The sequence below is a fragment of the Micromonospora sp. NBC_00821 genome, assembly GCF_036347035.1.
Taxonomy (GTDB): domain Bacteria; phylum Actinomycetota; class Actinomycetes; order Mycobacteriales; family Micromonosporaceae; genus Micromonospora; species Micromonospora hortensis.
Map to the genome: position 1 here is coordinate 1,056,025 of NZ_CP108880.1, position 25,654 is coordinate 1,081,678.

A 25,654-nucleotide genomic window follows, 5' to 3' on the forward strand; every position below is an offset into this window, starting at 1 on the left:
CGCAGATGTAACGACACTCAGTCGACGGGGACCTCGACCGCGGCGACCGCGGCGGCGGCGCGGGCGTGGCGGGCGCTGACCACTGTCATCGCCCATCCGGCCGCGGCGAAGCCGGCTGCCGCGGCGGTGGCGATGATGGCCAGCCGCCAGGCCGACTCGGTCAGTGCGGTGCCGCCCAGGTGCCCGACCAGCGCGCCGTAGGTGGCCCAGCCCAGCGCGGCGACCGCCTCGTAGAGCACGAACAGGCGGTACGGGTAGCGGCTGCGCCCGGCCGAGAAGCAGGCCGCCATCCGACCGCCGGGCACGAACCGGCAGAGCAGGATGACCAGCGGCCCAGGTTGTCGCAGCCCCTGGGTGACGCGGCTGGCCACCCGGCGGGCACGGCTCAACTCGGCGTGCCGGGGTGGCCGCCGGTCCGGCGCGCTACGCCCAAGCAGGTAGCAGGCCAGGTCGCCGGCGAATACGCCGAGCGCGCCGACGGCGATGGTGACCGGCAGGCTGAGCCCGCCGTAGACGGTGAGCGCACCACTGGTGATCATGACGATCTGGGTGGGGATCACCGGCACGAAGGCGTCCGCGATCAGCAGCGCGAGCAGCACCAGGTACGCCCACGTCGGCGATGCGACGTCAGTCAGAAGTTCGGGCACGCCTGCCACCTCGCCGAATGCGGCCAATTGGGTGTCTTGAGCCTGACGTCGTGTCCGGCGTCACGGTGGACGGCCCCGGCCCGTCGTGACCGTCGACACGACTGGGCCACCCAGCTACAACGAGGCCGGTCGCTGCCGGGTGACGGGTCCGGAGGCCGTTGCACCCGTTCGAGGCGGGCGGCAGAACGGCGTTCGTCGGCGTACCGTTGTCGGCGCGGCCATGCCCGTCGGGTCCCCCGTTCCTGACGATTCGGCCGCCAGGGCCGCCGGCGGGTCCCGCGCCGGCGGCCCACCCCTCCGCCGTAAATCCGGGTGCGTCCCCGATGGTCGCGCGAGTACGGTCGCCGTATGCGCAGCGCGGTAGTGATGACCACGACGCCGGGTGTCCCCGGCGCGCCGCTCTGACGTAAACACCGTCGACCAGGCCCCGGGGCGATCCGCCCCGGTGGGCAGTGCGCCGAACGGAGCTCAGGTCGCCTCCGGGTCGTACCCGATCCAGGAGCCCGACATGATCGACCACCGTAGGCTCGGCCGCGAGCTGGACCTCTTCGTCTCCGACCCGCTGGCCGGCGCCGGCCTGCCGATCTGGCTGCCGGCCGGCGCCGCCGCCCGGCACGCCGTCGAGGAGTACGTCAGGGAGTTGGAGCGCCGCTCCGGCCACCAGCACGTCTACTCGCCGCCGCTGGGCAAGCGGGAACTCTTCGAGCTCTCCGGCCATCTCGGCTACTTCGCCGACGACATGTTCCCGCCGATGCGGCTCAGCGCCGACGACGAGTTCGTGCTCCGGCCGGCCCTCTGCCCGCACCACGCGTTGGTCTTCCGGGCGCGGGGCCGTTCCTACCGGGAGTTGCCGTTGCGGATCGCGGAGCTGGGCGGGATGTACCGCTCGGAGCGCTCCGGTGTGCTCGGTGGGCTGTCCCGGGTACGCGCCATCTCGCTCAACGACGCGCACACCTTCTGCGCCCCCGAGCAGGTCGGCGCGGAGGTCGTCGAGATCCTCGGGCTGATCCGTGCCGCGCACGCCGCGCTCGGCGTCCGGCCGGCCGGGTTCCGGCTGTCGTTGCGCGGGCCGGGTGAGAAGTACGTCGGCGACGACGCCCAGTGGGCCCGCGCCGAGGAGTTGCTCCGGGAGGCGCTGGCCGGGGTGGAGTACGTCGAGGCACCGGGGGAGGCTGCCTTCTACGGTCCGAAGATCGACATCCAGATCGTCGACGCGGCCGGCCGGGAGTCGACCATCTCCACCATTCAACTGGACTTCGACAAGCCGGAACGGTTCGACCTGTCGTACACCGACTCGGACGGCAGCCGGCGTCGACCGGTCATGGTGCACCGCAGCCTGGTCGGCAGCATGGAGCGGCTGTTCGCGTACCTCATCGAGGTGCACGAGGGGGCGTTCCCGGCCTGGTACGCACCCGTCCAGTTGGTGCTGCTGCCGGTCGACGACGGCCAGGCCGACGCGGCGGCCGACCTGGCCCGGCGGGCGGTCGACGCCGGCCTCCGGGTCGAGGTCGACGCTGCCGGCTCGCTGGGCGCCCGGGTCCGGGACGCGGCCCGCCGCCGCGTCCCGTACCTCGGGGTGTTGGGTGCCCGGGAGGTGGCCGACGGGCGACTCGCGCTGCGCCTGCGCGGCGGCCGCGCCCTGGCCCCGATGCCCGCCGCCGCCGCTCTCGCCCTGATCGGCGGGCAGGTCGCCGCCCGCGCGACCGACCTGCTGCCGTCGGACTGACACGCCCACCGATCGTCTCGCGCGCACGGCCGCCCGACCTCAGACCGACGCCGGTTGGGCGGCCGCTTCCTCGTCGACCACCGCGCCGGTGAACTGTGAGCGGTAGAGCCGGTGGTACGCGCCCTGGGCGGCGAGCAACTGCTCGTGGGTGCCCTGCTCGACGATACGACCGTCCTCCATCATCAGGATCAGGTCGGCGTCGCGGATGGTGGAGAGCCGGTGCGCGATCACGAAGCTGGTCCGGTCCGAGCGCAGCGCGGCCATCGCCCGTTGCAGCAGCACCTCGGTGCGGGTGTCCACCGAGCTGGTGGCCTCGTCGAGGATCAGCAGCGACGGCTCGGCGAGGAACGCCCGCGCGATGGTGATGAGCTGCTTCTCGCCGGCGCTGACGTTGCTGCCCTCCTCGTCGATGACGGTGTCGTAGCCGTCGGGCAGGCTGCGCACGAACCGGTCCACGAAGGTGGCCCGGGCGGCGGCGAGGATCTCCTCCTCGGTGGCGTCCGGCCGCCCGTAGGCGATGTTGTCCCGGATGGTGCCGCCGAACAGCCAGGTGTCCTGGAGCACCATGCCGATCCGGCCGCGCAGGTCGTCGCGGCGCATCGTGGTGATGTCCACCCCGTCGAGCGTGATCCGGCCGGCGTCCAGCTCGTAGAACCGCATCACCAGGTTGACCAGCGTGGTCTTGCCGGCGCCGGTGGGGCCGACGATGGCCACCGTGTGTCCGGGCTCGGCGACCAGCGACAGGTCGTCGATCAGTGGCTTGTCCGGCTCGTAGCGGAACGAGACGTGCTCGAACTCGACCCGACCGTGCGGGTCGGTGACCCGGGCCGGCGCGACCGGGTCGGGGGTCTGCTCGGCCGCGTCGAGCACCGCGAAGACCCGCTCGGCCGAGGCCACCCCGGACTGGAGCAGGTTGGCCATCGAGGCGAGTTGGGTGAGCGGCTGGGTGAACTGGCGGGAGTACTGGATGAACGCCTGCACGTCACCGAGGCTCATCGTGCCGGAGGCGACCCGCAGCCCGCCGACCACGGCGATCGCCACGTAGCTCAGATTTCCGATGAACATCATCGACGGCATGATGATCCCGGAGATGAACTGCGCCCCGAAGCTGGCGCGGAACAACTCCTCGTTCTTCGCGTGGAACGCGGCCTCGACCTCACGCTGCCGGCCGAAGACCTTCACCAGCTCATGACCGGTGTACGCCTCCTCGATCTGGCCGTTCAACTCGCCGGTGTGCGTCCACTGGGCGATGAACTGCTTCTGCGAGCGCTTGGCGATGCGCTGGGTGACCAGCACCGACAACGGCACCGCGACCAGGGCCACCAGGGCCAGCACCGGCGAGATCCAGAACATCACCGCCAGCACGCCGACGACGGTCAGCAGCGAGGTGAGCAGCTGGCTGAGGGTCTGCTGGAGGCTGGTGGAGATGTTGTCGATGTCGTTGGTGACCCGGCTGAGCAACTCACCGCGCGGCTGCCTGTCGAAGTAGGGCAGCGGCAGCCGGTTGAGCTTCTCCTCCACCTCGGCGCGCAGCCGTAGCACTGTGCGCTGGACGACCCCGTTGAGCAGCCACCCCTGCCACCAGGACAGCAGGCTCGCCGCCAGGTAGAGCCCGAGCGCCAGCAGCAGCACCCGCTTCAGGGCGCTGAAGTCGATGCCCACCCCGGGCACCACGTCCATCCGGGCCAGCATGTCGGCGAAGCTGTCGTTGCCGCTGGCCCGGGCCGCCGCGACGGCCTGCTCGGCTGTGGTGCCGGCGGGCAGTTGCCGACCGATCACCCCAGTGAAGATCAGGTCGGTGGCGTGGCCGAGGATCTTCGGCCCCGCCACGCTGAACCCGACGCTCACCACTGCCAACGTGATGATCGCGGCCAGGTGCAGTCGGTGCGCGCGCAGCCGGCCGAGGAGCCGTCGGGCCGACGGCCCGAAGTTCATCGACTTCTCGGCGGGCATTCCGGCGCTCATCCAGCCCGGGCCGCCGCGCTGCCCGCCGGGCGGCAGCCGCTTCGGCGTCGGCGCGCCGCTGCCGGTCTCCGCCGCGGGTCCCCCGCCGGGTTGCTGCGCTGTCTCATCGGGCGTCCGTCCGTCGCCGGCCGGCTTCTGACGGGGTACGGCCGCTGTGCGCGGCTCGTCACGCTCGCTCATGCCGCCACCTCAGTGGTCTGTTGCGAGGCCACGATCTCGGCGTACGTCGGGCAGGTGTCCAACAACTCCGCATGTCGCCCCACTCCGACGACCCCTCCGTTTTCCAGGACGATGATCTGATCGGCGTCGATGATCGTGGAGACCCGTTGGGCCACGATCACCACCGCCGCCTGCGCGGTGACCGGCCGCAGTGCCGCTCGCAGTCGCGCGTCGGTGCCCAGGTCGAGCGCGGAGAACGAGTCGTCGAAGAGGTAGATCTCCGGTTGCCGGACCAGGGCCCGGGCGATGGCCAGGCGCTGCCGCTGCCCACCGGAGACTGTGGTGCCGCCCTGCGCGATCGGGGCGTCCAGCCCGCCGGGCATCTGGGCCACGAAGTCCCGGGCCTGGGCGATCTCCAGCGCCGCCCACAGCTCCTCGTCGGTGGCGTCCGGGTTGCCGTAGCGCAGGTTGCTGGCGACCGTCCCGGTGAACAGGTACGGCCGCTGCGGCACCAGGCCGATGCGTCGCCACAGCTCGTCCGGCGCCAACTCCCGCACGTCCACCCCGTCGACCAGCACCGCGCCGTCGGTGACGTCGACCAGGCGGGGGATCAGCGACAGCAGCGTCGTCTTGCCCGCGCCGGTGCTGCCGATGATCGCCGTGGTGGTGCCCGGGGTCGCCCGGAAGGAGATGTCGCGCAGCACCGGCTCCACAGCGCCCGGGTACTGGAAGCGCACCCCGCGCAGCTCCAGCTCGGCTCGGGTGGGCAGTTCGGTGACCGGCGCGGCGGCCGGGACCACCGAGGAGTCGGTGTCCAGCACCTCGACGATCCGCTCGGCGCAGACCGCCGCCCTCGGCACCATCATCAGCATGAAGGTGGCCATCATGACCGCCATCAGAATCTGCATCAGGTACTGCAGGAACGCGGTGAGCGCGCCGACCTGGATCGCGCCGGCGTCCACCCGCTGCGCGCCGAACCAGAGCACCGCCACGCTGGAGACGTTCAGCACCAGCATGACCACCGGGAAGATCAACGCCAGCAACCGACCGGTACGCAGAGCGGTGGCGGTCAGGTCGGCGTTGGCGACGCCGAAGCGGTCCGTCTCGTACGGCTCGCGGACGAACGCACGGACCACCCGGATGCCGGTGATCTGCTCCCGCAGCACCCGGTTCACGGTGTCGATGCGGGTCTGCATCAGCCGGAAGCCCGGCACCATCCGACGGATGATCGCGCCGAGGGCGATGGCCAGCACCGGCACGCTGACCAGCATCAGCCAGGAGAGCCCGACGTCCTCGCGCAACGCCATGAACACGCCGCCGACGCTCATGATCGGTGCGGCGACGAGCATCGTGCAGCTCATCAGCACCAGCATCTGCACCTGCTGCACGTCGTTGGTGTTGCGGGTGATCAGCGACGGCGCCCCGAACCGGGCCACCTCGCGGGCGGAGAAGCGGTTGACGTGCCCGAACAGTTCGGCGCGTACGTCGCGGCCGAAGCCCATCGCGACCCGGGCCCCCAGGTAGACGGCGGCGATCGAGCAGACGATCTGGATCAGGCTGACCAGCAGCATCCAGCCGCCGGTGCGCACGATGTAGTCGGTGTCGCCCCGGGCCACACCCTGGTCGATGATGTCCGCGTTGAGGCTCGGCAGATAGAGCGAGGCCATGGTGCCCACGAACTGGAGCAGCACGACCGCCAGCAACGGTCTCTGATAGGTGCGCAGTTGGCCGCGCAGGAGTCTGATCAGCACGCCGGGTCCTTCGTTTCGGTAGGGCGTCCGGTCATCCGCGGGTCGTCTCCGCTGCCGATGACCTCAAGCAGGAACTCCCGGATCACCTGGGCCTTCGCCGGGTCGGCATCGACCGAGGTGAGGGGCCGTCCGGAGTGCATGAGCGCGCCGAGCGCGGCCACCCGTTCCCGCCCGGCCGGGGTGATGGCGAGCCGGATGCTGCGTCGGTCGTTGTCGTCGCGCTGCCGCTCGACCAGGCCGTCGCGCTCGAGTGTGTCGACGATGCCGGTCAGGGTTGCCGGGCGGACGAACCCCTTCTCGGCGACCGCCCGGTGCGGCAACTCGCCGTGTCGGGCGAGCGTCATCAGGGTGATCATGCCGGCCTGGGTGAGACCGTGCTCCTCGGCGAGGTAGCGGTTCCACCGCTGCCCGACCAGGTGCCCGGCCACCACCAGCAGCCGGCCGAGCGGCACGTCCTGGAGGGTCACGAGTTCCACGACAGGCAGGTTAGCTCCCTGATAGTCAGGGGCCAAACGAAATAACCGCAGCGGTGGCCACGAACACGATCTGCAGAACCGTTCGCTGTGCGAGCGGGGTGACCGGGCGGCCGGCGAGGGTCAGTTCGCGGCGGGCGGCCGAGACGTTTGCCGGGAACATGGCGAGCATGAGCAGGCCGAGCCCGGCCGCCGCGGCACGGGCGGTCGCTGGCACCAGGAGGCCGACCGCGCCGATCAGCTCCAGCACGCCGGTCACGGTGACCAGCAGGTCCGGCCGGGGCAGCCGAGGCGGGACCATCGCGATCAGGTCGGCGCGGCGCTGGCCGACGAAGTGCGCGACGGCGGTGAGCGTGAACATCACGGCCAGCCCGACGCGCAGCGCGGGATGCCAGCCGTCCAGTGCGGAGATGCCGGCCAGGCCGGCGGTCCGGGCCAGTGCGGTGCCGACGATCAAGGCGATCAGGGGTGCCATCGGAATCCTCCTCTGTGAAACTTGCCAGTGACAAGATTGCGCGTCAGGCAGTCATCTTGTCAATGGCAAGATAGGATTCGCGCATGACTGGCACCCGCGCCTACCACCACGGCGATCTGCGCCGGGCCCTGCTCGCCGCGGCGCTGGAGGCCGTAGGGGAGGTCGGACCCGCCGCGCTGAGCCTGCGCGACCTGGCCCGCCGGGCCGGTGTCTCGCACGCCGCGCCCGCCCATCACTTCGGCGACAAGGCGGGCCTGCTCACCGCGATCGCCGCGCAGGGCTTCGACCTACTGGCCCAGACGTTGACCGAGGCGGACGACGACCTGTTGGAGGCCGGCGTCGCGTACGTCGACTTCGCCGTCACGCACCGGGCGTACTTCGAGGTGATGTTCCGCCCGGAGCTCTACCGGGCCGACGACGCCGAGCTGAACGCGGCGCGGGGACGGGCCGGCGCCGCGCTCCGCTCCGGGGTGGCGGCGCTGTCCAGCGGCGGCGCGCCCGCCGACACCGACCGGGACTCGCTCGCGGCCTGGTCGATCGCGCACGGCTTCGCCACCCTCTGGCTGGCCGGCGCACTGCCCGACCGGGTGGGCGACGACCCCCGCGAGGCAGCCCGCGCAGTCCTCCGCCGACTCTCGACCTAACCCCGCCCCCCGGCCCCCGGCCCCCCACCCTTCCCCGGTTGATCATGAAGTTATTGCCAGGACACGCCGATGCGGGAGGCAATAACTTCATGATCAACGAGGGTGGGCGGTGCGGTGGGGTTACCAGCTGGTGGGGAGAGGCATTCCCTCGGTGAAGCCGGCGGCGCTCTGCACGCCGACGATGGCCCGCTCGTGGAACTGGGTCAGGTCCCGTGCGCCGGCGTAGGTGAAGGCGCTGCGTACGCCCGCGATGATCTCGTCGATCAGGTCCTCGACACCGGGGCGGGCCGGGTCCAGGTGCATCCGGGCCGAGGAGATGCCCTCCTCGAACACCGCCTTGCGGGCCCGGTCGTACGGGCTGTCGTCGGCGGTTCGGGCGCTGACCGCCCGAGCCGAGGCCATTCCGAAGCTCTCCTTGTACCGCCGGCCGTCCGCGTCGGTGTAGAGGTCACCGGGGGACTCGTAGGTGCCGGCGAACCAGGAGCCGATCATCACGTTCGACGCGCCGGCGGCGAGCGCGAGCGCCACGTCCCGGGGGTGCCGCACCCCGCCGTCGGCCCACACGTGCCGGCCCAGTTGGCGGGCGGCGGCCGCGCAGTCGAGCACTGCGGAGAACTGCGGTCGACCCACGCCGGTCATCATCCGGGTGGTGCACATCGCCCCCGGGCCGACGCCGACCTTGATGATGTCCGCCCCCGCCTCCACCAGGTCGCGTACGCCCTCGGCGGTGACCACGTTGCCGGCTGCCACCGGCACCCCCGGGTCCAGTTTCCGGACCGCCTGAAGTGCGGAGAGCATCCGTGCCTGGTGGCCGTGCGCGGTGTCCACTACCAACGTGTCCACCCCCGCCTCCAGCAGCGCCGCGGCCTTGCCGGTCACGTCCCCGTTGATCCCGACGGCCGCCGCGATCCGCAGCCGACCCCTGTCGTCCACTGCCGGCGTGTAGAGGGTGGCGCGCAGCGCGCCCTGCCGGGTCAGCACCCCGACCAGCCGACCCTCGGCGTCCACCACCGGGGCGAGTCGGCGACGGCCCGCCGACAGCAGATCGAAGCCGGTACGAGGATCCGCGTCCGCCGGGACGGTGTGCAGCTCGGTGGACATCACGTGACGCAGTTGCGCGAAGCGGTCCACGCCCGTGGTGTCCGCCTCGGTGACCACGCCCATCGGCCGGCCGGCGTCGTCGACCACTATCACCGCACCGTGCGAGCGCTTGGGCAGCAGGTGGATGGCATCGCCAACGGTCTCGGTCGGGCCCAGCGTGATGGGCGTGTCGTAGACCAGGTGGCGCTGCTTGACCCAGGCGACGACGTTCGCCACCACCTCGATCGGAATGTCCTGCGGGATCACCGTGATGGCACCCCGGCGGGCGACCGTCTCCGCCATCCGCCGTCCGGCGACAGCGGTCATGTTCGACACCACCAACGGAATGGTGGTGCCGGTGCCGTCGCCGGTGGAGAGGTCGACGTCGAGCCGGGAGCCCAGATCGGAGCGGGCCGGCGCCATGAAGACGTCGGTATAGGTCAGGTCGTGCGCGGGAGCCGCGCCGTGAAGGAACCGCACCCGGCAATCATTCCCGCTCGCGGTCCGTTCCACCGCCGGTGGTCGCGGAAAACACTCGCATCGTCGTTGGTAGTGGTGCCGGCGGCCTCGTCGGTGCTCGCCGGATGAGCCGGGCAGCCCGGCGGAAGTGCCACGCCGAGCCCGGCCGGGTACGAATCGGTCAGCCCAGCAGGAGTGCCACGGCGAGCCCGGCCATCACGACGGCGATGACCGCGTCCAGCACCCGCCAGGCGACGGCGCGGGCGAGCAGCGGCGCGAGGCGCTGCGCCCCGACGCCGAGCGCGGTGAACCAGACCACGCTGGCCAGTGCGGCGCCGGCACCGAAGACCCACCGGTGCGGGTGTTGTTGGGCCACGCTGCCCAGGAGCAGCACGGTGTCCAGGTAGACGTGCGGGTTCAGGTAGGTGAAGGCGACGCAGGCGAGCAGGGTCGCCCCCAACGTGGCCGGCGGCCGATCGGTGGGCAGTAGGGCGCCGGGACGCAGAGCGCGGCGGGCGGCGAGCACCGCGTAGCAGAGCAGGAAGGCCGCACCGCCCCAGCGGATCGCCATCAGCAGGCCAGGTCGGCCGGTCACCAGCGAACCGACCCCGGCCACTCCCGCCATGATCAGCAACGCGTCCGACGCGGCGCAGGTCAGCACCACGGGCACGACGTGCTCGCGTCGCAGGCCCTGGCGCAGGACGAAGGCGTTCTGGGCGCCGATGGCGACGATGAGCGCGATGGAGACCGAAAAGCCGGCGACGGCGGAGGTGAGCACGATGTCGACGCTAGGACCGTCGGCAGCCACCAGTCCAACTAAAGATTCTGAAGCAACTTAAGCTCAGCTAATGGAAGGTCTCGACTCGGCGCAGCTACGGACACTCGCGGCGGTGGTGGCGGAGGGCAGCTTCGACGCGGCGGCCCGGCTGCTGCACGTCACGCCGTCGGCGGTGAGCCAACGGATCAAGGCGCTGGAGGAGACCGTCGGTCAGGTGCTGGTCCGCCGCGCCCGTCCGTGCGTGGCAACCGACGCCGGCCGCCCGCTGCTGCGCCTGGCCGGTCAGCTCGCGCTGCTCGAACGGGAGGCGCTGACCGATGCCCGCGGCCCGCTGGCCGGCGGTGGCCGGATCCGGGTCGCCGTGGTGGTCAACGCGGACTCGCTGGCCACCTGGTTTCCCGCCGCGCTGGCCCGGTTGCCGCAGCGGGCCGGGCTCTCGTTCGACCTGCGGCAGGACGATCAGGACCACACCACCGAGTTGCTCCGCGACGGTTCGATGACGGCGGCGGTCACCGCTCAGCGGGAGGCCGTGCAGGGCTGCCGGGTGCTGCGGCTCGGGGCCATGCGCTACCGCGCGTTGGCCGCCCCGGAATTCGCGGCGTCCCACTTCGCCGAAGGATTCACCGCGTCCGCGCTGGCGAGCACCCCGCTGGCGGTCTTCGACCGGAAGGACCGGGTGCAACACCGGTTCATCCGGGCGGTGGTCGGTCGGCCGCTCGACCCGCCCGTGCACTACGTACCGTCGGTGCCAGCGTTCAGTGCGGCGATCCGGCTCGGGTTGGGCTGGGGCCTGGTGCCGGAACAGATCGCCGAGGCCGACCTGGCCGCCGGTCACTGTGTCGACCTCGCACCGGGTCGACACCTGGACGTCCCGCTGTACTGGCAGCACTGGCGGCTGGAGTCGGACGTGCTGAACGCCCTGACCGTCGCCGTGCGCGCGGTCGCCGCCGAAACCCTGCGCTGACCGCCCGCCGGGCGGCTCAGGCGATCGTGCGGAGTCGGGCCGCTCAGGCGATGGTGCAGATGGGGGCACCGGCGGTGATCACGGCGCCGACCTCGGCGCTGAGACCGCTGACCGTACCCGCCTTGTGCGCGTGCAGCGGCTGCTCCATCTTCATCGCCTCCAGCACCACGACCAGGTCACCCTCGGCCACTGTGTCGCCGTCCGCCACCGCGATCTTGACGATGGTGCCCTGCATCGGCGAGGTGAGCGCGTCGCCGCCGACCGGGGCGCCGGCCTTGGTGCCGCCGCCGCGCCGGGTCGGCTTGCGGGCGGCGGGTGGCGCTGTGGTCGTACTCCCGCCGAAGCCGGCGGGGAGGCTGACCTCGAGGCGCTTGCCACCCACCTCGACCACGACGGTGTCGCGTTCCGCCGGCGCCTCGGCGGTGCCGGCGGCGGCGGTGAACGGCGGCACGGTGTTGTGGAACTCGGTCTCGATCCACCGGGTGTGCACTGTGAACGGCTCGGCGGTGAACGCCTCGTCCCGCACGACGAGCCGGTGGAACGGCAGCGCGGTGGCCATGCCGTCCAGGACCATCTCGTCCAGCGCGCGGCGGGCGCGCTCCAGCGCCTCGGTCCGCGTCTCACCCGTGATGATCACCTTGGCGAGCAGTGAGTCGAAGTTGCCGCCGATCACGTCTCCGGCCGAGATGCCGGTGTCGACCCGCACACCCGGCCCGCTGGGCAGTCGAAGCGCGGTGACAGTGCCGGGGGCGGGCAGGAAGTTGCGGCCCGGGTCCTCGCCGTTGATCCGGAACTCGATCGCGTGCCCCCGCGGCGTCGGGTCCTCGGTGATCCGCAGCTTCTCGCCGTCGGCGATCCGGAACTGCTCGCGGACCAGGTCGATGCCGGCGGTCTCCTCGGTGACCGGGTGCTCGACCTGGAGTCGGGTGTTGACCTCCAGGAAGGAGATGGTGCCGTCGACGCCCACCAGGTATTCCACGGTGCCGGCGCCGTGGTAGCCGGCTTCGCGGCAGATCGCCTTGGCGCTCTCGTGGATCTGCGCGCGCTGGGCGTCGGTGAGGAAGGGCGCGGGCGCCTCCTCGACAAGCTTCTGGTGACGTCGCTGCAACGAGCAGTCCCGGGTGCCCACCACGATCACGTTGCCGTGCTGATCGGCGAGGACCTGCGCCTCGACGTGCCGGGGCTGGTCGAGGTACCGCTCGACGAAGCACTCGCCCCGACCGAACGCCGCGACCGCCTCCCGGGTGGCCGACTCGAACAGCTGGGGGATCTCCTCCATCGTGCGGGCGACCTTGAGGCCGCGCCCCCCGCCACCGAAGGCGGCCTTGATGGCGACCGGCAGGCCGTGGTCGACGGCGAAGGCCATCACCTCGTCCGGGCTGGCCACCGGGTCCGGGGTGCCGGGGACCAGCGGTGCTCCGGCCCGCTGGGCGATGTGCCGGGCGGTGACCTTGTCGCCCAGGTCGCGGATCGCCTGCGGGGTCGGGCCGATCCAGGTCAGCCCGGCGTCGATGACGGCCTGGGCGAAGTCGGCGTTCTCACTGAGGAAGCCGTAACCCGGGTGTACGGCGTCGGCGCCGGCCCGAGCGGCGACGTCGAGCAACTTGTCGATGCGCAGATAGGTCTCGGTCGCGCTGTCCCCGCCGAGCGCGTACGCCTCGTCCGCGAGGGTGGCGTGCAGGGCGTCACGGTCGGAGTCCGCGTACACGGCGACGCTGCCCAGGCCGGCGTCGCGGCACGCGCGGATCACCCGGACGGCGATCTCGCCGCGGTTGGCGATGAGTACCTTGCGCACCTTCGTGGCTCCTCCCGGGCAGGTTACTGACGGGGAGTGTATCGGCCGCCCACCGGCGACCCTAACGATCGCTCAGTGTGGGATGCCGCACTGCACCCGCCACGGTTTAGTCAAACTTGGCTATTACGCTTATCGGGTGTCTTCGACTCGGATGATGATTCTCGGTCTGGTGCGGTGGATGCAGCCAGTGCACGGCTACGACGTGCGCCGTGAGCTGCTGAGCTGGAGCGCCGACAAGTGGGCGAACGTACAGCCCGGATCGATCTATCACGCCCTGCGCAAGCTCACCGAGGAAGGACTGCTCCGCGCCGTCGCGACCGAGCAGGTGGGCGCCCGTCCGGCGCGGACCACGTACGAGGTGACTGTCAAGGGGGAGGACGAGTTCGAGACGCTGCTGCGCAACTCCTGGTGGACCATCAGCGAGCCCGCCGACCCGTTCGTGGCGGCCTTCTCCTTCCTGCCGGCGATGCCACGCGCCGAGGCGGCCGCCGCCCTGCGTAACCGGGCCAACCTGCTGCGCGCCGGCGTCGAGTCCATGCGCGCCTCGCTGGAGTCGGACTGGGTGCGCAATCGCAAGCCGGCGCACGTGGGCTGGATGTTCGAGCTGTGGTCGGCGCGAGCGGAGGCGGAGATGACCTGGTGCGAGCGGATTGCCGAGCGGATCGATTCCGGTGTGTCGTACCTGCCTGCTGAGCTGGATGAAGCGCAGGGTTGGTCGGGGTGGAGGGACGGTGTGGAGCCGTCCGACACCGACGCGGAATAATCAACGTTGACTAAAAAAGCTATATCGCGTTAGCCTGCTGGCGGCACAGCGGGGGAGTGCGCCGTCCGGCGTCCGCCCACTCGACGGCCGGCCCGACCGGCCCGAACGACCAGGAGCAGAAATGATCGAGACCAGGGGGCTGCGGAAGTCGTTCCGCTCCCGCGCGGGTCGAGAGACGAAGACGGTGGACGCCGTGCGGGGCGTCGACCTTGACGTTGCCAAGGGCGAGATCTTCGGCTTCCTCGGCCCGAACGGCGCCGGCAAGACCACCACGCTGCGGATGCTCGCCACGCTGATCGAGCCGGACGGCGGCGAGGCCACCATCGCGGGCGCCGACCTGCGCAAGGACCCGGCCGAGGTGCGCCGCCGCATCGGATACGTCCCGCAGGGCGGCAGCACCTGGGACGAGTCCACCGCCCGCGAGGAGCTGGTGCTGCACGCCCGGATGTACGGCATCAGCAAGGCCGACGCGCAACGGCGCGCCGCCCGCGCCCTGGACGCCTTCCAGCTCACCGAGTACGCCGACCGCAAGTGCAAGACCTACTCCGGCGGCCAGCGTCGCCGGGTGGAGATCGCCCTCGGCATCATCCACGAACCGAAGATCGTCTTCCTGGACGAGCCGACCACCGGCCTCGACCCGCAGAGCCGCGCCCACATGTGGGACGAGATCCGGCGGCTGCGCGCCGACGGGATGACCGTCTTCATCACCACGCACTACCTGGACGAGGCCGACGCGCTCTGCGACCGGATCGCGATCATGGACAACGGCGAGGTCGTTGCCGAGGGCACGCCAACCGAGCTCAAGCGGGAGATCTCCGGCGACGTGGTGCTGGTCGGTCTCGACCTGGCCGCCACCCCACAGGCCGCCCAGACGCTCGACGGCGAGCCGTACGTCAACAAGCTGGAGACGGTCGACGAGGGTGGTCTGCGCCTCTACGTCGACGAGGGCGCCACCGCCATCCCGCAGGTGCTGCGCCGACTCGACCACGCCGGGCTGGAGCTGCGCTCGATCGAGCTGCACCGACCCAGCCTGGACGACGTCTTCCTCACCAAGACCGGCCGCTCGCTGCGCGAGTCCTGACCACCGGAGACGACTCTCATGAAATTCGCCCGTGACACGTGGCTGATCTTCCAACGCCAGATTCAACTCCTGCTACGCAACCCGGTCTGGGTCTTCGTCGGCGTGTTCCAGCCGGTCATGTACCTGCTGCTCTTCGCCCCGCTGCTCAAGCCCGCACTGAACGCGCCCACCCAGGCCGCCGCCTACAAGATCTTCGTACCGGGTCTGCTGGTGCTGCTGGCCATCTTCGGTGGCCTGTTCCAGGGCTTCGGCCTGATCGCCGAGCTGCGAGCCGGTGTGATCGAACGCTCCCGGGTCACCCCGATCAGCCGGCTCGCCCTACTGCTCGGCCGATCGCTGCGCGACGTGGTCTCGCTCCTGGTGCAGGCCGTCATCATCACGCTCTTGGCGCTCATCTTCGACCTTCGGGTGTTCATCGGGGACCTGCTGCTGGCGTACCTGATGCTCGCCCTGATCGCCCTCATGACCTCGGCCGTCTCCTACGGCGTCGCCCTCAAGGTCAAGAGCGAGGACGCGCTGGCCCCGCTGATGAACACCGTGGCGCAGCCGGTGCTGCTGCTCTCCGGCATCCTGCTGCCGCTGACCTTCGCACCCGGCTGGTTGCAGGGCGTCGCCAACTGGAACCCGTTCTCCTGGGCGGTCGACGGCACCCGGGCACTGTTCGCCGGTGACCTGGGCAGCGACAAGGTCTGGCAGGGCCTCAGCATCACAGCGGTCCTCGCCGCGCTGGGCGTCTACTGGGCCGCCCGCCAGTTCGCCCGCAGCGTCCGCTGACGCTGCCTTTGAGATTTGGGGTGTCCCCTGGTGGGGACACCCCAACATCGGTGTCAGGCGGTTGCTGACGGTCAGTGGACCCGGGCGAGGGTGAGGCCGTCCGCGATCGGCAGCATCACCGGGTCCACCCGTACGTCCGCGAGAACCTCGTCGTTGAACGCGGCGATGGCCCGGTCATTGGCGTCCTGCGGGGCGATGACCCGCCCGCCCCGCAACACGTTGTCGACGGCGATCACCCCACCCGGACGCATCCGGGGCACCAGCTCCGCCCAGTAGATCGGGTAGCCGGTCTTGTCCGCGTCGATGAACGCGAAGTCCAGGTGCCGCTCGTGCGGCAACTCCCGCAGTCCGTCCGCGGCCGGGCCGATGCGCAGGTCGATCGAATCCTGCACGCCGGCCCGCGCCCAGTAGCGCCGGGCGATGCCGGTGAACTCCTCGGAGATGTCGAAGCACGTCAGTCGCCCACCCGCGGGCAACCCGCGGGCGATCGCCAGCGACGAGAGCCCGGTGAACGTGCCGACCTCGACGGCCTGCCGCACGCCGAGCAGCCGGGTGAGGAACGTCAGGAACGCGGCCTGCTCCGGAGCCACCTGCATGGTGGCGTGCTCCGGCAGCACCGACCGCGTCTCCTCGGCCAGGTCCTGGATGATCTCGTCCGGCGGGGAGCCGTGTGCGACCAGATAGGCGTGCAGCTCGTTGGTGAGCGGGATCGACTTGGTGGTCATGACCGGACGTTACCGAGCGGCTCGACCGTTTGGCCGCCCGGCGCGACAGTCGTCCACAGGTCGGTGATCCGCAGATCCAGCTCGGCGAGGAGCCGGCGCAGCAGCGGCATCGACAATCCGACCACCGTCCCCGGGTCACCCTCGATCCGCTCCACGAACGGCCCACCCAGCCCGTCGATCGTGAACGCACCGGCCACCGCCAGCGGCTCACCAGTGGCCACGTACGCGGCGATCTCGTCATCGCTGATGTCAGCGAAGTGGACAGTGGTCGATGCGACCGCCTCCGCGCGCCGGCCCGCAGTAACGTCGACCAGGCAGTGCCCGCTGTGGAGAACGCCGCTGCGCCCCCGCATCCGCAGCCACCGCCGGGTCGCGTCAGCCGCATCCGCCGGCTTGCCGAGGATCTCCCCGTCGAAGGCGAGCACCGAGTCGCAGCCGATCACCAACGTGCGCTGACCGGCGGTCGCGTTCAGCCGGGTCAACACCGCCTGCGCCTTCAGGCGAGCCAACTCCAGGCACAACTCCTCGGCCCGCTCGGTCACCACCAGGGACTCGTCCACCCCACTGACCAGCACCTCGGGCTCGATGCCGGCAGCCTGGAGCAACTTACGACGGGCAGGGCTCGCCGATGCGAGCACGAGGCGGAGCGGCAAAGTCTCAGACACCACCCCGACGTTACCGCCCAGCTCCCCACCAAGACCGACACCCCGCCAGCACGGCCCAGCGGTCGGCGGTCGGGGTGGTCGGGCGGCCGGGTGGCCCGGTGGGTCCGGGCGCCCTTGATCCACTCGACTTTCAGGAAAACGCGCTATCCGGTCGCCCCGGACACCGCGATTTCCTGAAAGTCGAGTGGATCAGCGCTTCGTTGATCGATCAGCGACTGATTCTGGGCGGCGGATCATCACCATGCCGACGTCGCCGCGCTATCACGGCCCACCCGACCCCGGCGGCCACGAGCACCCCGAGAGTGGCTAGGCCGCGCGCGGTCGCGCTGTCGCTCTCGTCACCCGGCTGAGCGCCAGCCGTCGTGGTCGGGCCAGCACCGGCCGGAGCGCTCACCGATTCAAACCCCAGCGGCGGTACGTCTGCCGTCAGCGCCGCCACAAGATCGATCACCCCGTAGCCGTACTCGTCGTCACGCCCAGGAGGGCCCTTGTCGACGGCGGTGGCCGTGAGCCGGTGCGCCACCTCTCGGGCTGGTAGGTATGGGTACTTGGACCTGATCAACGCAGCCGCACCCGCCACGATCGCCGTCGCGCTCGATGTACCAGTCCCCTTCGAGTATTTCCCGCCGTAGCTGGTGCTATAGATGTCAACCGCAGGAGCGACCACATCGATATTCGGTCCGGTGACCGAGATGGCAGCATGTTGTCCAGCGCGATCGACACCCCCAACCGCGATAACACCCTCTTCGCTGGCCGGATACGCGGTTGGGCTGTGAGGTGAGTTGCCCACTGATGCCACAACTATGACGTTGGCTGCGAGGGCGGACTTGATTGCCCGGACGAGACGCGGTGTAGATGCGCCTCCGCTTGAGATGCTAATGACTTGGGCCCTGTTGGCTATCGCATATTCTACGGCCGCAGCGAGATCATCGGCTTCGCCGAAGTTATCCGCGCCAGCCGCCTTTATCGGGAGAATTTTGGACTTAGGTGCAATGCCGAGTGCGCCTGAATTTGTGCCTCTTCCGTGCGCCGCAATTAACCCTGCCATGCTCGTGCCGTGACTGTTCGGGTCCTGCTGGCCATCTCCCAAGCCACCTGCCACTGTGTCGGTGCCCTTGAGTAGATTCTCTTTGAGATCGGGGTGAGGATCGACGCCAGTGTCCGGAACCGCGACAATGACTCCCTCACCTTGGCTGACTGCCTGTGCTCGGGAGGCATTCAGGAAGCGAAGGTGCCACTGGTCGTCTCGAATGTGCTCGGCTTGGTCGGGACCTGCCATGCCGTGCAACGAATACGGCAGATTCCCCGCGGCCGTCCCGAGGCCTGCGAATGGCAGGACCATTGTGACCAGGGTGGCTCTGGTGATGAATAACATTACCGCGAGAAGCCGATAGCCGGGCCTGGATCAATGGGTCCTTCGTCGTCGGGTGGCCGGACTACCGGACTCACCCCCTTTTCAATCTCCCACGGATGATCGGGGTCCCACTGGCGTGAGCTGTTTTCAGCCTGTCTGTGGGCGCCCGGCCGCGCAGGGTTTGACTGCATATAACCAGGACTAGTCAGGCTGGGGCCACCGCCGATCGGTGGGGTGCTCTGTGCCGCTGCAAAGCTGCGACCAGCGCCAGGTCGAGAACCAGCTCCTCCGCTAGGTGCTGTGCCCGCACCCCCACCCCCGATCACGCCGCCAATCGGGTTGACGCGGCGGGGTGAGTTCGGCCCTGAACCGGGCTGGCCCAAACCGATTGCTGGTAGACCTCCGATAATGCCTCCCGGTGGCATGGCTTTGTTGGAAACCGGGGGTGCCGATCGATGGATGGGGCTTTCGGCCTCAGCCTGCGGCCTGCCGAATGACCCTGGCGGAGAGTGCGGGGCCAACTCGCCAACAGGTCGCATTGAGATGCCGGGTGGCGGGCCTATGGGGGCGCCGGGGAACGCTGGCGGAGGGCTCGCCAAGCCAACTGGACTTGGGCTTGGCGTGTTCGGCGGTGAAGCCGTACCCACCCCACCCAGTACAGGCCCGACGCTCGGGGGAGTCACGGCAGGCGCAGGTCCTGCAGGAGCTGTTGCCGGAGTTCCCGATGGCGGGGCTGATGGCGCCATCGGCACAGCGACGACCGGGGGAATTACCGGAATCTGCGCGCTTGTGTCATAGACGTCAGGATCGTTTGGCTGATGGCCGGGTCGACGTGGCGGCGGGGGTGGTTTTTGAAGGGTTGCTTGGGCTTGTTGGAGTTCGCCGCTTAGGTTGAACATCATGGATCGAGCCTGCACGTTCAGTCGTTCCAAGTCCCCATCAGCAACAGGCGGCGTGGCAGCTCGGTTGCCCATCACCGCTTTCGGGTCGGCGACCATCGACTCGTACGCCTGCTTCTGCTGGAACTTGGTCGCGTACTCCTCGTAGATCTTGCGGAGTGCGGCGCGGGTGGTGCCGATGGCCTGGGTTGCGGCGGAGAGCGCGGTGTAGTTCGCGGCGGCGGCGTCGTGGGTGCGCTGCACCTTGTCGACGAGTTCGTCGAGTTCGGCGAGGTAGGTGCGGGAGGCGGCGCTGGTTTCGGGGGGCCATGCCTCGGCGAGTCCGCGTCGGTACTGCTGGAGGCGGCCGAGGTGGATTTGCGCCAGGTCGCAGACCTTGCGCCAACCGGCGACCTGTTTCCAGTGGTTGGCGGTGTCGTGGTCCTGGAGGCAGGCCCACATGCTGTTGACGTCCATGAGGTGCCAGTCGGTGAGGCCGGAGGTGCGGCCGGTGCCCCGTTCGATCACGGCAGCACCACCGGCCCTACGGCGTCGGGGCTGGTCGGGTCGGTCAGGGTTGGCGTCGGGCCGCCGGGGAGGACGCTGGCCGGGTTGGCGAGGGCTCGTTGCACGTCGACCACTCGGGCGGCGGTGAAGGCGTCGCTGTCGGCGTAGTGGGTGGCGACCTGATCGGCGGCGGCGGCCAGGTGGCCGGTGGCGCCTCGGACGGCGTACACCATGTCGGCGGTGGCTTGCTGCGTCTCGTGGTGCGCGTGCAGGAACGTGACCAGCTCGATGAAAGCGTCGCACGGGTTGGGCAGCTTCGCGGACATGTCTTCGGCGATGTACGACAGGTGCGGCGCGTAGTTGCTCTCGACCTCGGCGGCGAGCCGTTCGGCGAACTCTCTGAGCTGGCTGATGTCGGCTTCGATGCCGCCGTAACCGCGTAGCCAGGGTGCTGGCCGGTCCTCTTCGGGGATCATGGATCCTCCCTACCCGTAACGGCACCGTTTCCCTGAGTGAGGTTAACGGCTCAACGCCACCCTGACAGCCCCCGTACCGGTAGGTCTCGGGTTAGCGGGGCAGGCCGGCGGCGCGCCACCCGCGGGAGCTGCCGGGTCGACCGCTGCGCGCCCAGGCGGATTCCGTCGCCGGCGTGGGAGCGGCGGCTGGACGGGTTCGGACGATGATCGCCCCCACCAGAGCGGCCAACTCCTCGGCGGTGGGCACGCCGCGGACGACCCGGAACAGCGGCTCTTCGGCAGACATGCCGCCAGGGTACGCGGCGCGAAGTTACCCGAAGCGCACAGTGGCGTGCCGGCGGTGTGAGCGTCGGCGGGTCCGGGTACCGTCTCACCGATGTCGAACGCGCCTCCCCAACTCGTCGCTGACCGATACCGGCTCCTGTCGCCGCTCGGCCAGGGCGGCATGGGCCGGGTGTGGAAGGCGCGCGACGAGGTGCTGCATCGGGACGTCGCCATCAAGGAGTTGGTGCCGCCGCCCGGCCTCACCGATGAGGAGCGCCGCGAGATGCGCGAGCGCTCGTTGCGGGAGGCGCGGGCCATCGCCCGGCTCAACCACGCCAACGTCGTCCGCATCTTCGACGTGCTGCGCACCGATGGCGATCCGTGGATCGTCATGGAGTACGTGGCGTCGAAGTCGTTGCAGGACACTCTCGCCGAGGACGGCCCGGTGTCGGTGGCCCGCACTGTGGAGATCGGCCTGGGCGTGCTGGGTGCGCTCAGCGCCGCGCACAAGGCGGGTGTCATGCACCGCGACGTGAAGCCCGGCAATGTGTTGCTCGGCGACGACGGTCGGGTGGTGCTGACCGATTTCGGTCTCGCCACGATCCCCGGCGACCCCAACGTGACTCGCACCGGCATGGTGCTCGGCTCGCCCGCGTACATCTCGCCGGAGCGGGCTCGGGACGGCACTGCCGGGCCGGAGGCCGACCTGTGGTCGCTGGGCGCGACGCTCTACGCGGCGGTCGAGGGCAAGTCGCCGTACGCCCGGCCGTCGGCGATCGGCACCCTGGCCGCGTTGGCCACCGAGCCGATTCCGCCGCCGAAGAACGCCGGTCCGCTCAAGGCCGTCCTCAACGGGCTGCTGCGCAAGGACCCGAACGAGCGCATCACGGCCGAGGTGGCGGAGCGGTTGCTGCGCCGCGCCGGGGGTAAGCGGTCGCGCGGCATCTCACTGCTTGATGGCGTACGCCGGCCTGGGCCGAACGGTCCGCGCGAGCCGCGCCCGCCGCACGTGCCGGCGCCGCGACCGGCCGAGAGTGTCGACCGGCCGGTGTCGCCGCCGGCCGCCGCCGCGAGCACCTCGGCCGCCACCTCCGCTGCCGCCGCGACCCCCACCGCCGATGCCACGCCGACGGCCGTCGTCTCCTCCGACGCGGCCGCCGACCCGACCGCGCTGGTGCCCACCGAGCCGGCCGCAGCCGCACCGGCGGAGCCGACCGCCACGATCGACCGCCCGTCCCAGGTCGAGCCGGTAGATGCCGAGCCGACCGCGAAGGTCACGGCCGCACCCGACACGAGCGGCGACGGTACGACGAACGTCGACGACGAGCCGACTGTTGTCGACGGTCCGCCGGTGGCTCCGGAGCAGCGCAAGCCGACCACCCCGACGTCGCTCATGCCGCCGGTGAGTCCGGCCGGGCGCGCGGCGGTGCCGCTCTCGGATGGCACGAAGCCGAACAACACCCGACGCAACCTGCTGATCGGTGCAGTGGTGGCGCTGCTGCTGATCGGTCTCGTGGTGGTCGTGCCGTTGCTGACGAAGGACGACGACAAGACCCCGCAGGCCAACCCGACCAGCGCTGCCGCGACCTCCGCGCCCGCGCCGACCTCCGCTGCGGCGCCTCCGCCGCCCACCAGCGGTGCCCCGAGCCCGTCCGCCTCGGCCACCCCCTCGGTCGACCCGAACGCGCTGCCGGCGGGCTGGAAGCTGCACCGGGACCCGGCCGGCTTCGCCCTGCCGATCCCGGATGGTTGGGTGCGGAGTCAGGTCGACAACTTCACTGTCGTCTTCGACCAGTCGAACGGGCCGGGCGAACTGCTGGTGCAGTGGACTGACAGGCCGGCGAAAGACGCGGTGAAGGACTGGCAGGAGCAGGAGCCGCGGCGCGCTAGCCGCGTCAACAACTACCAAAAACTCAGCATCGTGGGCTGCGACTTCTGGAAGACCTGCGGCGACTGGGAGTGGCTGGAAACCCGGGACGGGCAGCGGATCCACGTCCGCAACCGAGGGTTCGTGACGGCCAAGAACCGCGGTTACGCCCTGCGGTGGGAGATCGCGGAGAAGGACTGGCAGGCCAACCTGCCGAACTTCGACCGGATCGCCAAGGGTTTCGTGCCCGACCGTCAGGACTGAAACTCATTCGCATGACCTTGCGTCGTCGTGGGTACTTGACCTTCGACGACGGAAGGAGGCACGACATGGGTTACCGACGGAGGGACACTCGGCCCCGGCTGGCACTGTGGATGCTCGTGGCGCTCGGCGACGCGATCCTGCTGCTGGTCAGCGCGGGGGTTTCGGTGCTCATCGCACTGCTCGGCGCCGCGATCGTTGCTGGCTTTGGCGTGGCTGCCTGGCGGTTGACCCGCAGGGGCGCGCTGGCTCGTGAGGATGCTGTGGTGCCGGCCCTGAGCCGGCGGCGGGCTTGACCCGTACCCGGTGGTGTGGCGGCAGCCGGACCGATTGTCGACCGTGCTGGTGACCGTCGATCCCGCTGCCGCCAACGGCCCGGTCAGGTGTTGTTGGCCAACGCGATCAGGCGGCTCCGGTCACCGTTCCAGTAGTTGCGGTCCACATTGCCGCTGATCCCGGAGACCGCGCCGGTGCTGGTGTACTGCCAGAAGCTCCACACCGACGCGCCGGCCGGCAGGGCGCCGGGGGTGCTCGACCAGCGGGCCAGCCAGAGCGGGTGGTTCGCCCACGGGCCGGTCCAACTGCCGGTGCACTGGTTCCACCAGCTCGTGGTGGTGTAGATGACCGCGTACCGGCCGGTGCGGGAGCGGTAGGTGTTCAGGAAGTCCTGCACCCAGTTGCGCATTCCGGTCGTGCTGAGCCCGTAGCAGTAGCCACCGGCGTACGGGTTGCCCTCGATGTCCAGCGCGGCCGGCAGGGTCCGGCTGTCCGCGGACCAGGCGCCGCCGTTGGAGGCCAGGTAGTTGGCCTGGGTTGAGCCGGCGGAGATGTTCGGGCGGGCGAAGTGGTACGCCCCGCGGATCACCCCGGCGTTGTACGAGTTCACGTAGTTGGCGTTGAAGTTCGGGTCCTTGTAGCTGGTGCCCTCGGTCGCCTTGATGAACGCGAACTGGATGCCCGCGTTGCGGACGCTGGTCCAGTTGATGGTGCCCTGGTAGCGGGAGACGTCGACACCGGGTGTGGTGGCGGCGGCCGCCGGTCCGGCGGTCGCGACCAGGGCCGCCGCCGCGGTGGCGAGGACGGTGAGGCCGGCCGCGAGCGCGCGGCGCAGCGATGATCGGGTACGGGCCATGAATGCCTCCAAGGACGTCGCTCTATCGACATTCATCTTTGGAGGTAAGTGCCCTAGATCACAAGTGCAGCCGGAAAAAAGCTTCATCGGCGGGCGTCAGTAGCCCCAGTGACCGATATATGAACCGGTGCCTCGGGAGCGACACGGAACGCCGCCGGTAGGCTCGCGCCCCATGATGTCGATCGACGGGCTGAGCGACCTGTGGGACACGCTGTTCGGCGCGCAGCCGGACCCGCCCGCACTGCTGGTGCTGATCACCGGGGCCGTGGCGCTGGTGGTGGTCTCCACCCGGCTGCCATGGCGGATCGCCCGTAACGCCATCACCATCGCGCACGAGGGCGGGCACGCCCTGGTCGCCCTGCTCACCGGCCGCAAGCTGCACGGCATCCGGCTGCACTCGGACACGTCCGGTCTGACGCTCTCCGCCGGCCGCCCCACCGGGCCGGGCATGATCCTCACTCTGCTCGCCGGATACGTCGCGCCGCCGCTGGTGGGGCTGGCCGGCGCCTGGCTCCTCGGCGGTAACCGGATCACCCTGCTGCTCTGGGTGGCAGTGGCGCTGCTGCTGGCCATGCTCGTCATGATCCGCAACGTCTTCGGCGTGGTGTCGTTGCTGGTCACCGGCGCGCTGGTGTTCGCCGTCTCGTGGTACGCGACGCCGCAGGTCCAGGCCGCGTTCGCGTACACCGGGGTGTGGTTTCTGCTGCTCGGTGGGGTGCGTCCGGTGGTCGAGCTGCAACGGATGCGCTCGCGGGGTCGGATGCCCGCCTCTGACGCCGACCAACTCGCCGGGCTCACCCCGTTTCCGCCGCTCTTCTGGGTGAGCCTTTTCGCCCTGGTGAACCTGGTCGCCCTGCTAGCCGGTGCGCTCCTGCTCGCCGGCCCGATCCTCACCGACGCCGGCCTGACCGGCTGACCGACGGGCGGAAGCCGCACGGGCGGAAGGCGCACGGGTTGGAGGGGCGCGGGCGGGCAGAATGAGTCCATGCGATACGTGATCATCGGGGCGGGTGCGGTCGGCGGGACCATCGGCGTACGGCTGGCCCAGGCCGACCGGGACGTGACACTGGTGGCCCGCGGCGCCCACCTGGACGCGATCCGGGCGCGGGGTCTGACAGTGCGACAGCCCGACGGTGAGGTCACCGCCCGGCTCGCGGCGGTGGACCGGCCCACCGACCAGCCGCTGCCGGCGGACACCGTGCTGATCCTCACCGTGAAGTCGCAGGACACCGCCGGCGCGTTGGCCGCCTGGGTGGACGCGCCGGTGGTCGGCGGCGGCACTGCGGGCGAACGTCTGCCGCTGGTGACAGCGCAGAACGGGGTGGCCAACGAGCGGGCCGCGCTGCGGCTCTTCGCCGACGTTCACCCGGTCTGCGTCTGGCTGCCGGCCACCCACCTGGACCCGGGTGTGGTCGTCGCCAACGGGTACCCGCATCCCGGGATGCTCCACATCGGGCGGTACCCCGGGGGCGCCGACGACACCGACCGGGCTATCGCCGCCGACCTGACCGCCGCCGGCTTCGTCGCTCCGGTCCGCGCCGACGTGCTGCGCTGGAAGTACGGCAAGCTGCTCAGCAACCTCGGTAACGGCCTACAGGCGTTGCTCGGCGGGGACATCCCGGACGCGCTGGTCGAGCGGGTACGCGCCGAGGGCGTCGCCGCGCTCGCCGCCGCCGGCATCGCGCACACCTCGCCCGAGGAGGAGAAGGCCGAACGCGGCGACCTGGTCGGGCAGCGCCCTGTCGACGGTGAGGCCCGCTCCGGCGGTTCCACCTGGCAGAGCCTGGCCCGGGGCACCGGCTCGACCGAGGTCGACCACCTCAACGGTGAGATCGCGTTGCTAGGCCGGTTGCACGGCGTACCGACGCCGGTCAACGTCGCCGTGCAGCGGGCCGTACGCCGGGCGGTCCGGGAGCGGATCGGGGCCGGCGCGTTCCCGCTCAGCGAGTTGGAAAAGTCGATCGCCTGACCGGGCAACCAACGGCCCTGGC

At 70.5% G+C, this 25,654-nt stretch carries 24 protein-coding genes; 10 read left to right on the forward strand and 14 right to left on the reverse strand.

The window, feature by feature from the left end; all coding sequences use genetic code 11:
* Window positions 1-17 precede the first annotated feature (17 nt).
* Entirely contained in the window at window positions 18-647 is a 630-nt protein-coding gene (locus OHB44_RS05030; RefSeq protein WP_238684451.1) for a DedA family protein, read from the reverse strand.
* A 508-nt stretch (window positions 648-1,155) separates the two neighbouring features.
* Here OHB44_RS05030 and thrS point away from each other — a divergent pair.
* On the forward strand, window positions 1,156-2,373 hold the full coding sequence (gene thrS, locus OHB44_RS05035; protein WP_330439739.1) for a threonine--tRNA ligase: 1,218 nt from the start codon (window positions 1,156-1,158) through the stop codon (window positions 2,371-2,373).
* Window positions 2,374-2,412: 39 nt separating this feature from the next.
* Here thrS and OHB44_RS05040 read toward each other — a convergent pair whose 3' ends face one another.
* From OHB44_RS05040 to OHB44_RS05055, 4 genes are all read right to left on the reverse strand, one after another.
* A complete protein-coding gene (locus OHB44_RS05040) occupies window positions 2,413-4,338 on the reverse strand; it encodes an ABC transporter ATP-binding protein (RefSeq protein ID WP_330441182.1) in 1,926 nt (641 codons plus the stop codon).
* A 176-nt stretch (window positions 4,339-4,514) separates the two neighbouring features.
* The gene (locus tag OHB44_RS05045; protein ID WP_330439740.1) at window positions 4,515-6,248 is read right to left on the reverse strand and encodes an ABC transporter ATP-binding protein; all 1,734 of its coding nucleotides are present in this window, start codon (window positions 6,246-6,248) and stop codon (window positions 4,515-4,517) included.
* A complete protein-coding gene (locus OHB44_RS05050; protein ID WP_091394443.1) occupies window positions 6,242-6,724 on the reverse strand; it encodes a MarR family winged helix-turn-helix transcriptional regulator in 483 nt (160 codons plus the stop codon). The genes OHB44_RS05045 and OHB44_RS05050 overlap by 7 nt, the downstream gene beginning before the upstream one ends.
* A 25-nt stretch (window positions 6,725-6,749) precedes the next feature.
* Window positions 6,750-7,196, reverse strand: a complete 447-nt coding sequence (locus OHB44_RS05055; protein ID WP_266303686.1) for a DoxX family protein — start codon at window positions 7,194-7,196, stop codon at window positions 6,750-6,752.
* A gap of 83 nt (window positions 7,197-7,279) precedes the next feature.
* Here OHB44_RS05055 and OHB44_RS05060 point away from each other — a divergent pair, with 83 nt between their 5' ends.
* Window positions 7,280-7,840: a TetR/AcrR family transcriptional regulator gene (locus OHB44_RS05060; protein WP_238684447.1), complete on the forward strand. Its 561-nt coding sequence runs from the start codon at window positions 7,280-7,282 to the stop codon at window positions 7,838-7,840.
* A 120-nt stretch (window positions 7,841-7,960) separates the two neighbouring features.
* Here OHB44_RS05060 and OHB44_RS05065 read toward each other — a convergent pair whose 3' ends face one another.
* Both OHB44_RS05065 and OHB44_RS05070 read right to left on the reverse strand, forming a co-directional pair.
* Window positions 7,961-9,400 (reverse strand): GuaB1 family IMP dehydrogenase-related protein, encoded by a 1,440-nt coding sequence (locus OHB44_RS05065; protein WP_238684446.1) that lies wholly within the window; start codon window positions 9,398-9,400, stop codon window positions 7,961-7,963.
* A gap of 160 nt (window positions 9,401-9,560) precedes the next feature.
* Window positions 9,561-10,157, reverse strand: a complete 597-nt coding sequence (locus tag OHB44_RS05070; RefSeq protein ID WP_238684445.1) for a LysE/ArgO family amino acid transporter — start codon at window positions 10,155-10,157, stop codon at window positions 9,561-9,563.
* A 70-nt stretch (window positions 10,158-10,227) separates the two neighbouring features.
* Here OHB44_RS05070 and OHB44_RS05075 point away from each other — a divergent pair, with 70 nt between their 5' ends.
* The gene (locus tag OHB44_RS05075; RefSeq protein WP_238684444.1) at window positions 10,228-11,121 is read left to right on the forward strand and encodes a LysR family transcriptional regulator ArgP; all 894 of its coding nucleotides are present in this window, start codon (window positions 10,228-10,230) and stop codon (window positions 11,119-11,121) included.
* A gap of 43 nt (window positions 11,122-11,164) precedes the next feature.
* On the opposite strand, the gene OHB44_RS05080 is transcribed toward OHB44_RS05075, so the two are convergent.
* A complete protein-coding gene (locus tag OHB44_RS05080; protein ID WP_238684443.1) occupies window positions 11,165-12,916 on the reverse strand; it encodes an acetyl/propionyl/methylcrotonyl-CoA carboxylase subunit alpha in 1,752 nt (583 codons plus the stop codon).
* 151 nt (window positions 12,917-13,067) lie between these two features.
* Between OHB44_RS05080 and OHB44_RS05085 the strand changes: the two genes are divergently transcribed.
* The 3 genes from OHB44_RS05085 (at window position 13,068) to OHB44_RS05095 (ending at window position 15,534) form a co-directional block, all read left to right on the forward strand.
* On the forward strand, window positions 13,068-13,679 hold the full coding sequence (locus OHB44_RS05085; RefSeq protein ID WP_238684478.1) for a PadR family transcriptional regulator: 612 nt from the start codon (window positions 13,068-13,070) through the stop codon (window positions 13,677-13,679).
* A gap of 121 nt (window positions 13,680-13,800) precedes the next feature.
* Window positions 13,801-14,760, forward strand: a complete 960-nt coding sequence (locus OHB44_RS05090) for an ATP-binding cassette domain-containing protein (protein WP_112601935.1) — start codon at window positions 13,801-13,803, stop codon at window positions 14,758-14,760.
* Between the two features lie 18 nt (window positions 14,761-14,778).
* Window positions 14,779-15,534, forward strand: coding sequence for an ABC transporter permease (locus OHB44_RS05095; RefSeq protein WP_266303685.1), 756 nt, complete (start codon window positions 14,779-14,781; stop codon window positions 15,532-15,534).
* A gap of 71 nt (window positions 15,535-15,605) precedes the next feature.
* Here OHB44_RS05095 and OHB44_RS05100 read toward each other — a convergent pair whose 3' ends face one another.
* From OHB44_RS05100 to OHB44_RS05120, 5 genes are all read right to left on the reverse strand, one after another.
* Window positions 15,606-16,259 (reverse strand): O-methyltransferase, encoded by a 654-nt coding sequence (locus tag OHB44_RS05100; protein ID WP_330439741.1) that lies wholly within the window; start codon window positions 16,257-16,259, stop codon window positions 15,606-15,608.
* Window positions 16,256-16,924, reverse strand: coding sequence for a Maf family protein (locus tag OHB44_RS05105; protein ID WP_330439742.1), 669 nt, complete (start codon window positions 16,922-16,924; stop codon window positions 16,256-16,258). The genes OHB44_RS05100 and OHB44_RS05105 overlap by 4 nt, the downstream gene beginning before the upstream one ends.
* Before the next feature lie 208 nt (window positions 16,925-17,132).
* Window positions 17,133-18,266, reverse strand: coding sequence for a S8 family serine peptidase (locus OHB44_RS05110; protein WP_442932653.1), 1,134 nt, complete (start codon window positions 18,264-18,266; stop codon window positions 17,133-17,135).
* Between the two features lie 1,414 nt (window positions 18,267-19,680).
* Window positions 19,681-20,139, reverse strand: a complete 459-nt coding sequence (locus OHB44_RS05115; RefSeq protein ID WP_266303683.1) for a hypothetical protein — start codon at window positions 20,137-20,139, stop codon at window positions 19,681-19,683.
* A gap of 91 nt (window positions 20,140-20,230) precedes the next feature.
* The gene (locus OHB44_RS05120; protein ID WP_330439743.1) at window positions 20,231-20,425 is read right to left on the reverse strand and encodes an acyl-CoA carboxylase subunit epsilon; all 195 of its coding nucleotides are present in this window, start codon (window positions 20,423-20,425) and stop codon (window positions 20,231-20,233) included.
* Between the two features lie 90 nt (window positions 20,426-20,515).
* Here OHB44_RS05120 and OHB44_RS05125 point away from each other — a divergent pair, with 90 nt between their 5' ends.
* Together OHB44_RS05125 and OHB44_RS05130 are read left to right on the forward strand one after the other, a co-directional pair.
* Entirely contained in the window at window positions 20,516-22,534 is a 2,019-nt protein-coding gene (locus OHB44_RS05125; protein ID WP_330439744.1) for a serine/threonine-protein kinase, read from the forward strand.
* Window positions 22,535-22,599: 65 nt separating this feature from the next.
* The gene (locus OHB44_RS05130) at window positions 22,600-22,827 is read left to right on the forward strand and encodes a hypothetical protein (RefSeq protein WP_330439745.1); all 228 of its coding nucleotides are present in this window, start codon (window positions 22,600-22,602) and stop codon (window positions 22,825-22,827) included.
* An 83-nt stretch (window positions 22,828-22,910) separates the two neighbouring features.
* Here the strand turns inward: OHB44_RS05130 and OHB44_RS05135 are convergent, their stop codons facing one another.
* Window positions 22,911-23,663: a GH25 family lysozyme gene (locus OHB44_RS05135; RefSeq protein WP_091394392.1), complete on the reverse strand. Its 753-nt coding sequence runs from the start codon at window positions 23,661-23,663 to the stop codon at window positions 22,911-22,913.
* Window positions 23,664-23,835: 172 nt separating this feature from the next.
* On the opposite strand from OHB44_RS05135, the gene OHB44_RS05140 reads away from it, so the two are divergent.
* Window positions 23,836-24,579: a M50 family metallopeptidase gene (locus OHB44_RS05140; RefSeq protein WP_330439746.1), complete on the forward strand. Its 744-nt coding sequence runs from the start codon at window positions 23,836-23,838 to the stop codon at window positions 24,577-24,579.
* Between the two features lie 69 nt (window positions 24,580-24,648).
* Window positions 24,649-25,632 carry a ketopantoate reductase family protein gene (locus OHB44_RS05145; RefSeq protein ID WP_330439747.1) on the forward strand — a complete coding sequence of 328 codons (984 nt, stop codon included), beginning with the start codon at window positions 24,649-24,651 and terminating at the stop codon, window positions 25,630-25,632.
* Window positions 25,633-25,654 lie beyond the last annotated feature (22 nt).

What these genes read in the sequence shown, in the direction of transcription:
- thrS (WP_330439739.1), top strand. Translation starts at nt 1,156, where the DNA reads ATGATCGACCACCGTAGGCTCGGCCGCGAGCTGGACCTCTTCGTCTCC.
- OHB44_RS05115 (WP_266303683.1), bottom strand. Translation starts at nt 20,139, where the DNA reads ATGATCCCCGAAGAGGACCGGCCAGCACCCTGGCTACGCGGTTACGGC.
- OHB44_RS05090 (WP_112601935.1), top strand. Translation starts at nt 13,801, where the DNA reads ATGATCGAGACCAGGGGGCTGCGGAAGTCGTTCCGCTCCCGCGCGGGT.
- OHB44_RS05125 (WP_330439744.1), top strand. Translation starts at nt 20,516, where the DNA reads ATGTCGAACGCGCCTCCCCAACTCGTCGCTGACCGATACCGGCTCCTG.
- OHB44_RS05135 (WP_091394392.1), bottom strand. Translation starts at nt 23,663, where the DNA reads ATGGCCCGTACCCGATCATCGCTGCGCCGCGCGCTCGCGGCCGGCCTC.
- OHB44_RS05100 (WP_330439741.1), bottom strand. Translation starts at nt 16,259, where the DNA reads ATGACCACCAAGTCGATCCCGCTCACCAACGAGCTGCACGCCTATCTG.
- OHB44_RS05130 (WP_330439745.1), top strand. Translation starts at nt 22,600, where the DNA reads ATGGGTTACCGACGGAGGGACACTCGGCCCCGGCTGGCACTGTGGATG.
- OHB44_RS05060 (WP_238684447.1), top strand. Translation starts at nt 7,280, where the DNA reads ATGACTGGCACCCGCGCCTACCACCACGGCGATCTGCGCCGGGCCCTG.
- OHB44_RS05140 (WP_330439746.1), top strand. Translation starts at nt 23,836, where the DNA reads ATGATGTCGATCGACGGGCTGAGCGACCTGTGGGACACGCTGTTCGGC.
- OHB44_RS05085 (WP_238684478.1), top strand. Translation starts at nt 13,068, where the DNA reads ATGATGATTCTCGGTCTGGTGCGGTGGATGCAGCCAGTGCACGGCTAC.
- OHB44_RS05075 (WP_238684444.1), top strand. Translation starts at nt 10,228, where the DNA reads ATGGAAGGTCTCGACTCGGCGCAGCTACGGACACTCGCGGCGGTGGTG.
- OHB44_RS05095 (WP_266303685.1), top strand. Translation starts at nt 14,779, where the DNA reads ATGAAATTCGCCCGTGACACGTGGCTGATCTTCCAACGCCAGATTCAA.
- OHB44_RS05110 (WP_442932653.1), bottom strand. Translation starts at nt 18,266, where the DNA reads ATGGTCCTGCCATTCGCAGGCCTCGGGACGGCCGCGGGGAATCTGCCG.
- OHB44_RS05145 (WP_330439747.1), top strand. Translation starts at nt 24,649, where the DNA reads ATGCGATACGTGATCATCGGGGCGGGTGCGGTCGGCGGGACCATCGGC.
- OHB44_RS05055 (WP_266303686.1), bottom strand. Translation starts at nt 7,196, where the DNA reads ATGGCACCCCTGATCGCCTTGATCGTCGGCACCGCACTGGCCCGGACC.
- OHB44_RS05120 (WP_330439743.1), bottom strand. Translation starts at nt 20,425, where the DNA reads ATGTCTGCCGAAGAGCCGCTGTTCCGGGTCGTCCGCGGCGTGCCCACC.
- OHB44_RS05040 (WP_330441182.1), bottom strand. Translation starts at nt 4,338, where the DNA reads ATGAGCGCCGGAATGCCCGCCGAGAAGTCGATGAACTTCGGGCCGTCG.